This window comes from Kribbella sp. (genome assembly GCF_035687465.1).
Classification (GTDB): Bacteria; Actinomycetota; Actinomycetes; order Propionibacteriales; family Kribbellaceae; genus Kribbella.
This window is the reverse complement of record NZ_DASRXP010000022.1, coordinates 1-11,612: the sequence shown is the minus strand read 5'-3', so window position 1 is coordinate 11,612 and position 11,612 is coordinate 1. Positions and strand designations below refer to the sequence as shown.

General features: G+C 65.3%; 13 protein-coding genes. 3 read left to right on the top strand and 10 right to left on the bottom strand.

The window, feature by feature from the left end; all coding sequences use genetic code 11:
• A partial coding sequence (locus VFG33_RS01010; protein WP_325021325.1) for a hypothetical protein occupies nucleotides 1–749 on the top strand: 749 nt, incomplete at its 5' end.
• A 432-nt stretch (nucleotides 750–1,181) separates the two neighbouring features.
• On the opposite strand, the gene VFG33_RS01005 is transcribed toward VFG33_RS01010, so the two are convergent.
• From VFG33_RS01005 to VFG33_RS00985, 5 genes are all read right to left on the bottom strand, one after another.
• Complete coding sequence (locus VFG33_RS01005; RefSeq protein WP_325021323.1) at nucleotides 1,182–2,057, bottom strand: methyltransferase domain-containing protein; 876 nt, start codon at nucleotides 2,055–2,057, stop codon at nucleotides 1,182–1,184.
• A gap of 132 nt (nucleotides 2,058–2,189) precedes the next feature.
• On the bottom strand, nucleotides 2,190–3,077 hold the full coding sequence (locus VFG33_RS01000; RefSeq protein ID WP_325021322.1) for a phytanoyl-CoA dioxygenase family protein: 888 nt from the start codon (nucleotides 3,075–3,077) through the stop codon (nucleotides 2,190–2,192).
• A gap of 560 nt (nucleotides 3,078–3,637) precedes the next feature.
• Nucleotides 3,638–4,537, bottom strand: coding sequence for a dienelactone hydrolase family protein (locus VFG33_RS00995; RefSeq protein WP_325021321.1), 900 nt, complete (start codon nucleotides 4,535–4,537; stop codon nucleotides 3,638–3,640).
• A gap of 339 nt (nucleotides 4,538–4,876) precedes the next feature.
• On the bottom strand, nucleotides 4,877–5,575 hold the full coding sequence (locus tag VFG33_RS00990) for a hypothetical protein (RefSeq protein ID WP_325021319.1): 699 nt from the start codon (nucleotides 5,573–5,575) through the stop codon (nucleotides 4,877–4,879).
• 159 nt (nucleotides 5,576–5,734) lie between these two features.
• A complete protein-coding gene (locus VFG33_RS00985; RefSeq protein ID WP_325021317.1) occupies nucleotides 5,735–6,088 on the bottom strand; it encodes an SPW repeat protein in 354 nt (117 codons plus the stop codon).
• Between the two features lie 431 nt (nucleotides 6,089–6,519).
• Here VFG33_RS00985 and VFG33_RS00980 point away from each other — a divergent pair, with 431 nt between their 5' ends.
• Together VFG33_RS00980 and VFG33_RS00975 are read left to right on the top strand one after the other, a co-directional pair.
• Nucleotides 6,520–7,311: a hypothetical protein gene (locus VFG33_RS00980; protein WP_325021315.1), complete on the top strand. Its 792-nt coding sequence runs from the start codon at nucleotides 6,520–6,522 to the stop codon at nucleotides 7,309–7,311.
• 66 nt (nucleotides 7,312–7,377) lie between these two features.
• The gene (locus VFG33_RS00975; RefSeq protein WP_325021312.1) at nucleotides 7,378–7,848 is read left to right on the top strand and encodes a hypothetical protein; all 471 of its coding nucleotides are present in this window, start codon (nucleotides 7,378–7,380) and stop codon (nucleotides 7,846–7,848) included.
• 97 nt (nucleotides 7,849–7,945) lie between these two features.
• On the opposite strand, the gene VFG33_RS00970 is transcribed toward VFG33_RS00975, so the two are convergent.
• From VFG33_RS00970 to VFG33_RS00950, 5 genes are all read right to left on the bottom strand, one after another.
• A complete protein-coding gene (locus VFG33_RS00970) occupies nucleotides 7,946–8,374 on the bottom strand; it encodes a hypothetical protein (protein ID WP_325021310.1) in 429 nt (142 codons plus the stop codon).
• A 575-nt stretch (nucleotides 8,375–8,949) separates the two neighbouring features.
• On the bottom strand, nucleotides 8,950–9,561 hold the full coding sequence (locus VFG33_RS00965) for a hypothetical protein (RefSeq protein ID WP_325021308.1): 612 nt from the start codon (nucleotides 9,559–9,561) through the stop codon (nucleotides 8,950–8,952).
• Nucleotides 9,562–9,580: 19 nt separating this feature from the next.
• On the bottom strand, nucleotides 9,581–10,054 hold the full coding sequence (locus VFG33_RS00960) for a hypothetical protein (protein ID WP_325021306.1): 474 nt from the start codon (nucleotides 10,052–10,054) through the stop codon (nucleotides 9,581–9,583).
• A 196-nt stretch (nucleotides 10,055–10,250) separates the two neighbouring features.
• Nucleotides 10,251–10,577 carry a hypothetical protein gene (locus VFG33_RS00955; protein ID WP_325021305.1) on the bottom strand — a complete coding sequence of 109 codons (327 nt, stop codon included), beginning with the start codon at nucleotides 10,575–10,577 and terminating at the stop codon, nucleotides 10,251–10,253.
• A gap of 344 nt (nucleotides 10,578–10,921) precedes the next feature.
• Complete coding sequence (locus tag VFG33_RS00950) at nucleotides 10,922–11,434, bottom strand: hypothetical protein (protein WP_325021304.1); 513 nt, start codon at nucleotides 11,432–11,434, stop codon at nucleotides 10,922–10,924.
• Between the last annotated feature and the right edge of the window lie 178 nt (nucleotides 11,435–11,612).

Genomic DNA, 11,612 nt, shown 5'->3' with positions numbered 1-11,612 from the left:
GAGAGGCGGAGACGTTCCTTACCGACCAGCTCGTCGTTCGCCCCACACAACGGAATACGACGCTGGCGCAGAGCGGACATTCAACTGAGGCCGGCGAATGGCTCGTGACCACGGATAGCCAAGAACGGCCAGTGACACTGCGTCTCGCCATACCGCCAGGCCTGGCACCGTGGATTGTGGCCGAACCTACGCTCGGAGAAGATGGCGACGCTGGCGTCCCCATCGCCGCTGGCTCACGGCCGCGCCGAGACCGGTCGCTCATGATTGCCGTCGACAACAATCTGGCCGAGGTGACCTTCCAGCCGGTACCGGCCACTGAGCACGCCAGAGACGAGTCCGACGAACAGTCAACCAGTCCTTGGCGGCGACCGGACTTGACCTACCGCGACGAAGTGGTCGAGGACGAACCGTCTCGCCCCCGATGGAGCCTTGGAGCCTTCGAACAACTGCTGCGGTACCTCCAACAGGAGACCGGTATGCAGGCGGAGATCATCAAGTACGCGGCCAAACATCGCGGACGAATCTCCAGAGGCGAGGTCTACGAAGTAGCCGGTTTCCCACCAAGCCGGAGCTTGCGGGGATTCACCCGACCAGCGAGGAGGATCACCCGGCAACTGATCCGCCAAGGGCTTGTCTCTCCCGACGCCCCCTGGCCGCTGCAAACTCAGTACGCCGGAAGCTCAGTCCAAGCAACCCACTTCCTCGTGCCCGCCGAGTTCATCGACTACATCCACCGACTTACCGACTGACCGCGCACAGGCCTACTGGCCTCTGGACCGAGATACTCAACAAGCGCGTCCGACAACTACGTGCAGTCCGCAAGGTCGTTGAGCGCGACCGGCGGATGGTGGAATCAGCGGTTACGGAGTTCGACCAATGGGATCCGTGTCGATGTCCAGGCGTGTGGTTAAGGTGCGTATCCCTCCTCGGACACTGAAGCAGTTGTTTCACGGGCGGCACGCTTGACGCGTGTCGCCTGTTGTGTGTCGCGGGCCGGGGTCGTCGGGTCGGGGGTTGTTGCTGCAAGCAAGGTCCGTCTGGGACTACGGGTAGTGCCCGCCGGGAGTGAGGTAGGCGGGACGCGGCGACTGCTGTGTCGCGGCGGGGTTTCCTGTGGTCGCGACCAGTAGCGGCGGGGTGGCCCGCCCTCGGCTACGAGGGTGCCCCAACCGGCGAGATGCTTACTGCGGCGGCCGGCGTCCCCAGGCCGAGATCAGCGGCGCGAGTGTTAGGTCGAGTTTGCCCGCGTGGATGGCGGCCAGGTGCGCGTCGATCTCGGCATCGTCGGCCAGGCCGGCCGCGAGCAGCTCGCCGCGGACGTGCCGGACGGTCGCCGCCTCCAGCCGGTCGCAGGCCAGCCCGCCGACCGGGAAAGAGCCCGCCGCGGCGACATCTACCAGGCCGGCCTCACGCAACGCCCGCGGCAGTGTCCGGCCGTAGCGCAGGTCTGCCCCGCGGCGCGTCAACAGCTCCCGGACCGCGTCGCGCAGCCGGTTGGCCCGCCGCTGCGCAGGGCCGCTGTCGTCCAGGCATGCCAGTGGCTGCAGAGCGGTATCGGCGTCCTCGACCAGCAGCCAGCCGCCGGGATGTAGCGCTGCCGCCATCGTGGCCAACGCCCGAGCCCGGTCGGGTAGGTGGACGAGCACGAGCCGGGCGTGCACCAGATCGAACGTCCCCGGCTCCGGGGGCGGATCAGCAACGACGTCGTGCCGGCGCACCTCGTACCCGTCGCCTGCCTCCAGCCACGACGGGTCGATGTCCGTGGCCAGCACGTGCCCGGTCGGACCGACGGCCGTCGCGAGCGCCTCCGGGATACTGCGGCCACCGGCCCCCACCTCCCAGCAACGCGAACCAACCCCGACCCCCAGTCGATCGAAGTGCCCCCGCGTCACACCGTCGAACAGCTCGGCCAGCCAAACGAATCGCTCGCCCGCCTCGACGCGCGCGTTGTCCAGCAGGTACCCGCGGGCGGGAGCGGACTCTCCATCGAGCGCGGTCGTCCCGCCTATCGGATCCGGTCGGTCACCAACGTGCGGCGGGCGGGGCGAGGAGGTCACCACTACATGGTCAACCTCCCAGGCCACTAGCGCCACGACGACGGTAGAGGGACATCTCACACAGCCAGCGCACGTGGCACCGGCCTTCCAACTCAGCAAAGGCCGGTGTCTTGGGGGAAGCGAGTGCGTGCGTCAGATCGGCAGCGGATCGTAGTTGGCGCCGAACGGGGCATCCGGCCTTGCGAACTCCCCCATCAATGCGCGCCTCAGGGGCGTGGTGCGCTCAAGGAACTCGGGGTCATTGCTGAAACGGTCGGCCATGCGGACCCACGGTGGGCTGTAGACGTAGTGCGTTGTATAGCGGTCGTAGTCGCCATCGTGGCGGAAGGTTCGATGCCAGACACCGTTGTGGAATACCAGGGCAGCCCCGGCCTCAGCGCAAACGACATGGCCGATCGCGATGTCGTCGTTGCTCTTACGGATTGAATCAGGTAGTCCGACCCGCGAGCGGTGGCTGCCGGGAATCAGCTCCATGTTGCCCATGCCGGGCACAGTCTGATCGGTGAGCAGATACGACACACGAAGCTGAAGCAATGGAACCGGGAATCCCAGGTCCTTGAAGTCGAAGGCGGACGATCCGTCCTGGTGCCAACCGCCGTTCCCCGCGTGCGCCGGCTGCATGGTGTTCCAGCCGGCCTGCAGCACGAATCGGTCGCCGAGCAAACCCTGCACCTTCGGAAGGACGTCAGGATGATCTATGAGCCGCTCGAGAACCGGCTCGCTCTCGTAGGTCCTGCCGATCTGCCCGAACTCGCGGTCGCGGTTCTGGTGCAGACGGCGCGAAACATCGTAGGCCTCGGCGGCCTCGTCCTTGGTCAAGACGTTGGGAATCATGAAGTAGCCCCACGACTCGAAGATGAAGCGGTCAGTCTCGGTCAGCTGACCTTTGTCGACGATGGGATCGAGCATCACTGTGTCCTCTTCTTCATGTTGGTGGAACGGCTTTCCCGGATCTGGCATCACAGCGACCAGGGAGTCGGACGGATGACCAAATCGGCTGGTGGTCAGCGCAACAGCCACCAGCCCGGGGCAACCCGCGGATGGTGCTGTCAGTGTTCGCGAGGTACTCAAGTCCTCAGCGCACGCGGCCATCGCCAGAAATGGGGCAACGCGATGATGTCCTGAGGTTCCGCAAGTACCTCGTGCAGGTACGAGCGGAGTTCGTGGCAGCCCGCCGGCATGCGGCTCGAAAGGCGGTGCACCAGGTGGATGATCACGATCCAATCCTGACCCGCGTCGCACTGCCGAAAACCAACTCAGCCAGATTGTCTGTTGTGGGCCGAGTCAACGCATCCCGGCCGGAGCCTCTGGGACCGGGACACTCAACCAGCGCGTCGTCTACCGCGTCGAAGGCGGGGCCGATCCCTTCCGGCGTTGCGGCACCAAGCTCAACGTCTGACAACTACGTGCGGTCGGCAAGGTCGTCGTTGAGCGCGGCCGGCCGATGGTGAATCAGCGGTTATGGGGTTCGACCGATGGGATCCGTGTCGATGTCAAGGTGTGTGGTCCTCGGACACCTTGTAATCGTTCGGCTATCCCTAGCGCTCGCCGGATAGGGACCTGACTTTGGTCAACCCCGTTCAGTCAGCTTCGTCGAACCAATCGAGCGCTCGCCGCCACACCTCGGTCGCGGCGTGCGCGTTGAAGCGCGCCCCGGTGTCGTTGAAGAACGCGTGGTCGGCCTCGGTAAATGTCAGCAGCTCGTGCTTGAGCCGAGCGGCCTCGAGTGCCGCCTTGGCTGCGGGAATGCTCGCGTTGACGCGCGTGTCGAGGCCGCCGTACACCCCGAGCACCGCCGCGCGGGAATCCTTGAGGTTGCCGCCCTCCGGGAACGGCCCGTAGAACGGCGCTGCCGCGGCCAGACGTGGTTCGCCTGCGGCCAGCAGGCGCCACACCATCGCGCCGCCGAAGCAGAAGCCGATCGCTGCCAGCTTCTTCCTACGGACGCGGCGCTTGAGCTCGGACACGCTCGCCTTCATGTCCTCGTCGAAGCGCTCCGGAGGAATCGCCGCGAGCGCCGCCGCCACCGCGGCCTCGTCCGGGAACGCCCCGGTGCCGCCCTCCTCGGAGAGTAGGTCAAGCGCTAGCGCGGAGTAACCGCTCGCGGCGAGCCGGCCGGCGACCGTACGGATGTGCTCGGTCAGGCCGCGGTTCTCGTGGATGACGAGCACGCCGCCGCGCGGCTTGACCGCAGGTGCCCAAGCCGCCATCAGTGGCCCGCGCGGTCCCGGGAACGTGATCGACTCGCGGGCGACGGGCGCCCAACTCGTCTCTTCGCTGCTCCGCTTGCCGTGATTGGTCGCTTTACTCGGCTCGGCGGCGGCCGCTGGAGCGGCCGTGAACGTCGCTATGAGCCCTGTCGCCGCGGCACCGGTCACACCGAGCAAGCCGAGGCGCCGCACCGCCTCCCTCCGCGTGATGATGCCGTCGGCGAGGTCCTCTCCGACCTCCTCCGCGAGATACTTCTGGATCTCAGTCATCGTCGCTCCCTGGCAATCGCGTGGCCGCTACCCAATGTAGAACGAATGCCCTCGACGGTTGGTTCAACGTGGCGTGGCGAACCTGATCAGACGTCGACCGACTCCGGCCGCCACCTACGGCAAACGTTTCGAGCGCTCACGCAAGCCCGATATCCCTCGAGCCTCAGCTCGAGGCGGGTGGTTAAGGTGCGTGTTGCTCCTCGGACACTCAAACACCTGTTTCATTCCGAGGTGACGCGGCAAATCGTGTCACCTCTTCTCTTTGCCGCGAAGATGTTGCTGATGACAACGATTCGGTGACGAGCCGAACGGCAGCTGAGGCGACGAGCAGCGGCGTCCCTACCGAGGAACGATCCCGCTCCGCCCCTGCCACGAGCCGTGCTCCGACAGCGGCCGGAACCGCAGGGTGGCGAACTCGTGGTGGAAGTCCCTGCGCCGGCGTTCCGTCATTGCCGCGGCATGACGGTCGGGTTCCGGGACACTGCTGTGGCCGTGCACCATCTCTTCCATCTGCTGCACGGACCGCCAGACCGAGAACGTAGAGATCGTCCGAGGCGGGCGCATCGCGGCCAGCGCCAGCGTGGTCCCCGGATGGTCGCGAACCAGCCGTTCCACGGGCTTGCCCCACTTGAGGAACCTCGGCACCTCCAGGAGACGCATCCGGGCTAGCGTGACCGCCACGACAGGTTCAGCAGGATCCCACTCGCCCGCTCTCGCCGGGAGGTCGGGCAGCGCCGCAAGCCGCGACCAGCGGCGCAGGAACTGCATGCGCACGTGCCAGCCTGCCGCCAACTGCCGGCCCAGGGAGTGGTCCGCCAGGAACGTCTCGACCGCCGCCTCGTCCTCCCACCGCGCGAACATCGCCATCCGACGCAACTGCATCCGCGCCGGCGAGACAGTCGGAGCACCGAGACGCATCAGCGCCAGGCACTCGGCGTACCGCAACCCCGGCGTGGAAGGCACAGTCGGCGCCTTCCACAGTGCCCCCGCCGTCCTCGTCGGACGGAGCTCCGCAAGGTGAAACGTGAAGATCGTCATCGTTGGGCAACTGTCCCACGAGTGACGCCCGTAGTTCGGGTCGACCTTGGCGATCTTGCTGCTTGCGCCCTGTCGGCGAAAGCGTCGTCGCTGCTCCAGGTCTACTGACCGGTCGGCCTCACCGGGCCATCGCCACGCGCCCGGTGAGGCCGGGCGGGCTCAGGCGGTGGTAGCCGTCCTCTGGTGCGACCTGGTGATCTGCAGGTCCGCCGCGCCGACCAGGAAGGTGATGACGCCGACGATCCAGGCCGTCCAGGCCATCGGGTGGGTGCCGCTGAAGCTCATCACCCAGGGGGAGATGAAGAACAGCACGCCGAGCAGCGCAGTAGCGCCCTCAGCGGGTAGCAGGTCGGCTCTGGCCAACTCGAGAACCGCGATCACCGCGGTCAGGACGCCGAGGACGATCATCGTCGTCGTGGCCTTGTTTGTCGTCGTAGTCCAGATCGGTGACAGGAAGGCATAGATTCCTGCTAGCAATGCGATGAAGTCCTGCGGGTGGGTCCTTCTTTTCATCCGGACCGACCACCTTTCCAGCTTTTGGTCCGTCGCTCCCGTAGGCGGGCCGATCAACTCAATTGTCTGCCGGGCCGACCACCCATTCAAGGAGGGTTCGCCCACAGCACCCCACCAGGCTGCTTATTGCAGCTAGCACCAGGCTGCCTATTGCAGCTAGCACCCAGGCTGCTCATTGCCGCTAGCAACAGCCCGCGCGGGGGTAGCTACATCGCGGGTCGCTAACCCCACTCAACTGAAGCGTGTCCAGCCCTTGCATCGGGTCGGAAACCTTCGGAGATTGGAGCCGGTGACGATCAAGATCGAGGTGTCCTCAAGAACTGATCTCGGTCTGGAGTGTCGCCTCTATGCGTTGTTGCCGCGTGCTGGTTTCCCTTGTGCTGTTGACGATTCTCGTTGCGTGCGCACCGGATTCGACATCGGTGCAACCGGTGTCATCGGCCACCGGACCGTTGAGCGAGGCCGAGCTGGATCGGCTTTACGACGCTGAGCAGTTGCTGGTCCGCGATTGCATCGAGCAGAAGGGCTTCGAGTACTGGCCGTCGGCCCGCCGGCCGATTCCGGAGCTGCGCGACTTCCCGTACGGCGTAGATGACGTCGACTGGGCCCGGCGCTACGGCTATGGCATCGGGCTCGAGGCGAAGTTCCGCACGATGGATGACGAGCACCCGAACCAGAAGTACTTCAGGTCGCTGACATCCGAGCGGCGTCAGCAGTTCGTCGCCGTCGTGAACGGTCCGGCACCTGTCGGCCTGGAGGCTCGGGATATCGATGGCAATCGGGTCACCCATAGCGACAAGGGATGCAGCGCCGAGGCTCAGCGGAAGTTGTACGGCGACCTGCCCGGCTGGTACCGGGCCACCAAGCTCACCAACGGACTACCGCGAGCTCGCGCTTTCCGGATCTTGAGTGACCAGTCGTTCAAGCCCTTGGTGACCACCTGGTCCAGCTGCATGAAGAAGGCCGGCTTCGACTTCGTCGCGCCCGTGGAGTCGGCCAGGCTGATGAGCACGCGAACCGGCGTACCAGCAGCCGAAGAGATCAGGACCGCTGTCGCGGAAGCCGAGTGCCTGCAAACGTCGGGCCTGGCCGCGGCGACGAAGACGGCCGACCGGCGCATCGACGCCGAACAGCAACGGCAGTACAGGTCGGAGCTCGACACCCAGCGGCGCCTGCAACGAGCTGCCCTTCCAGCGGCCGACGACATCGTCACCCGCGGCTGACCGCCGCCCCCGAACTGCGCGGCCGACCGGTCGCGCTGACGAGTAATGCCCACAAAAGGAGCACCGATGCGACGGATCACCACCGCGATCGCGATGACCAGTATCGTCGTCGCGGCCGCAGCAGGATCTGCACCCGCCTTCGCGACCGCACCGCAGGCACCCACTGGAACGCAGGGAACGCAGGCAGATGGATACCTCTACGCGTGGCAACACCCTCACGCGGGTGGCTACATGTGCAAGTGGGACTGGCACGACACTGACTGGGAGGACTGCTCTGACGGCGAGAACCTCCACAACATGCAGAACAATGCGTCGGATCTGTGGAACAACGGCAAGCCGGGGGCGTATGAGAACGTCTACTTCTACTACAACGAGCGGATGGGTGGCGCGTACGCCTGCCTGAGCCGAGGTGACTCCTGGCCCGACCTCGTCAACGGTGGCCAGACCTTCAACCGTGGCTTCTGGTGGTCGGACGGCAAGGGCCAAAAGCTCGAGAACAACATCGCTTCGCACGCCTGGACCAACGACGACTGCTGATCCCTGCAGACCTAACGGCTCTTCCCCGCACCCAGCGGGAAGAGCCGTGCCGATCCGCAGGCCCCGAGCGCAGGGCCTGCGGATCAGCGGGATGCGGTCAGAGGGTCGCTTGGATCGCGATGCTGGCCGGGTTCGGGCAGAGGAAGCTGCCACTCGACTTCGGGACGTCCTGCTCCGGGAACGTCGCGGCAATGCCGGCATACGTTCCGGTCAACGAGCCGGAGTACCCACAGCTGATCGGCTTGCTGACGGCAACTTCCAGGCTGAGCTGCGCGGCATCGCCTGGGCCGAAGGTGAGCGAACCGGTCGCATTACCGTCGGCAGCGCAGCCATCAGCGATATCGATGGACTCGATCTGGACGGAGGCCGGCGGCGGACCACCGGCATAGGTGAACGTGAAGCCACACGACTGCCCCTCGAACGTGATCGTGCCGGAGCCGGTCGCGTCGGCGTACGCCGGGGCGACCCCGAGTCCGAGGGTCGAGGCAATGATGAGGGTGGACAGAGCGGATCTACGCAAGTGCATTGCGACCTCCAAAGTGGGGGGCGGTTGAGTCGCAGCAGCTGCCGAACCAGACGCTAGCGTTGTTACCTCGCAGTAGTCAACGGGTCACACCCAGTCACGATGAATTAGTTTCAGCTCAGCGGTGAGCGTCCAGTCCCCCGTCCAAGGTTTCCTACATCGCGTGTCGCAACCTGCACATTCGCAACACTGCTCGCCACGGCCCGATCGCCGAGACGCACTATGTACAAGGGGCGACGCCCCTCCGCCCGCACCTCGCCCTCCCCCTCCGGCCCGTCCTCGGCTTACCGCTGCGACCCAACGGACTCGGCCGCCCCCTGGCCGATCATCCCTAACCCCGAATCAACGAGACCGCCGTTCGGTCAATGGCTGCAGGGTCAGACCGCGTCATCTGCAAGAGCTCGCCCCGGGACCTCGTCCGTCGCCTGGTAGATATCCCTCATCCCACAGCAGGCAGACTGACCTGCCACGCGGCGAGAGATCTGGACCAGACGCGAGCCGCTTCGGCTCATACAGTGAGCGTGATGCGCGTGGTTAAGGCACGTGTCCCCCTCCGACACTCTGAGTAGTGATATCAGTCAGACGGTAGAGAGCACGGACAGCACAGCACCTGCCAGCAGGCTCACAGCCATGATCCTGAAGAGGCGGCTTGAGCCGCCTGAGCGGACCATCGCCAGGATCGCCGTACTGAAGGCCAGCGCGGCGAGCAAGACAGCGAGTCCGAGCATGTTCGCCTTCTGTCCGGACGTGTTGGCCTGATCGACCTGGGCGTGCTGCAGTGCAAGGCTACGGATCCAGTCGCCCGGGACACTGGCGATCGCCGCGGAGGTGCGTTCATCGGTTCCGTCGGCCGGCGACGGCGCCCGCCCCATCACCGTGGCCAATTCCTGCAAGCTGGGCGCCAACGACTGCTCCACGCGCGCCATCGGCAGTTGCGCGTCGGCGAGATCATCGCTGATGCCAGGCAGCAGGATCTCATACTCCCGACTGAGCCCCTGCGCCACGACGTTGACGCTCGAAAGGCTGCTGTTGGCGCGGAACGCGCTCACAGCCCGGCTGGCCGCGATGTCGCCGGACAGCTGCACTGCCGTACGAGCGGACGATGCTTGGGAACGTTGTTCGTTGAGGGATGCAACGATCTGTGGCGCCGGCAGCAGGGTGACCAGAAGCCATGCAATGAAGGCCAGCACCGTCAGAGATACGCGCTGATCAGTCCAGGGATGCGGAACCAGGCTGACATCCCGTGCCGTCTTTCGCGCATCGAGACGTTTGCGGCCGGCGACGACTGCATGAGCGACACAGTACGCATCGACAAGAATGAGCGTCGCCAGGGCGGCAGACGTTGGCCAATCGCTGGTAGCTGTCTCCCTTCTCCATGAGCGGCTGCGCCCGATCCGCGAACACGCCGGCCTCGGCTGCCTGTAGATCATTGAGGCGTCGCACCACGTCGAAGGACCCGTCAGCCTGCCGATACTTGTCGCCGGCGATGAGGTTGTCCTTCTGAGCGAAGCGCAGATTGGCCACGGCTCGCTGCAGGCTGCGAGCCTCGATGAGGGCCGTCGCGCCGTTCGTGCCCGCAGAGCGGCCGGCCGCGGCGAGCCGTTCGGCGCGCACTTCGAGCGCCGCCAGCTCGAAGCCGGGCGGAGCTTCCGAGCTGTAAGCCTGACTGACCGTCTCGATCATCGCCGCGGACCATCTCACGTCTGCTCGAACCGACTGCTGCCAGGCGCCGCCCGCCTCTGACGCCAGTAACGTCGCGCAGGCCACGAGAAGGGCGATCCCGATGGAGACGGCTCCCTGCAGACTGTTCGTCAGGTCGTCACGGCGTAACCAGATCCATCGGCGTCCAGGTCTGTGCCTCGCCATCACGGATTCCTACCTACTCTGCTGCGTAACGGACCGTCAGGCCCGTCTTGTCCGTCAGGCTGAGGACATCACCAGACACATCCCATTCGTACGATTCTGGCGACATGCCGATCGGCCTGTCGTAGTTGCTGCTCGGTGAGTCCGGATCGCGCATGCTCTTCATACCCCTAGCCGGCTGGAGGATGAGTCTGCTCTTGTTGGCAGCCGCAGTACCTTCCGCTGTGATGCTGAAACTGAACATCCCGCTCGGGCGCTGCTGCTGAAGGAGACCGACAAACGTGTACAGCCCATCCGCCGAGAACACGTACATCTGTTTGGCGTTCCCGCTGTCGAACGTCACCCAGGTACCGACAAGCCTTGTTGGAATGCTTGAGCGCGTGAGCGTGCTGGAGGGCGTTCCGGGCGGCTTCTCCGGAGCCATCGATGGCGAAGGCCTCAGGTGCCCTACTGTGGGCTTCGTTGACAGTGTCGGTCGCGTCGATTCCGGGGTTGTGACGTCGACACCCACGGTCGCCTGCGCCAGCGATGTACTCCGGGCGCCGGAGTCACTTCCGCTCGACCTCTCGCACCCACCACTGAGAAGTTGGACAGCAAGCAACGACGCGACCACCAGTCGCCCGCGGGACCTTGCCGCTATGTCACCGATCCGCACGTCACACGCTCCTAGCCGACTCGCATGTCGTGTCAGACATCGAGATTGGCGCTCATCGAGGCCGTCATCAGAACCTTTTCGCGAGCGAGTCGAGTGCCGACGTGTATCAGGAGAGCTGCCGGCGCGCTCCAGGCCAAGAATGTAACCAGGAGTTCCACGAGTAGGACCTGCGCCGCCTCCTCAGTCGTGATCGACCACACGCCGACCGCGACGTGGATGCCTTGGCTCAACGCGATTCCAAGCAGAAGGTAGCCAGCGATGATTAGCAGACGTCCGATCCCGTCTTGCAAACCACGGCGTCCAGCCGCGCGCCACAGGTACATGCCGATGGTAAGGATCACGGCGCCCCAGACAACGCTGCTCGCTCCATCGGCAAGAGAGTCCGGGCCGGAACCGCGGACTGGATCGGCCGCTTCCATGGTCTCCATCACCTGCACAACGCCACGAACAGCGACAAGCACGCCAACGACCATCGTCGGTGTTCCGACGACCCAGAACGCGACATTAGGAGGCGTCGTTACCCGGCGCGAGCCCTCGACCATCATCTTGATCGACCTTCTTCACAAATGTTCACCGCTCAGTGGACGGATTCACTGGAGCGGAGGCGCCTGAGGGCGGCGTGATACCTCTGACTTTCGATCAACCGGCCGCCGAGATCCTCAGGCCTCACTCGTGGAAGGACTGGGACAGAACCGCTCCAGGTGGCCCCACCGTCGTTGTAGA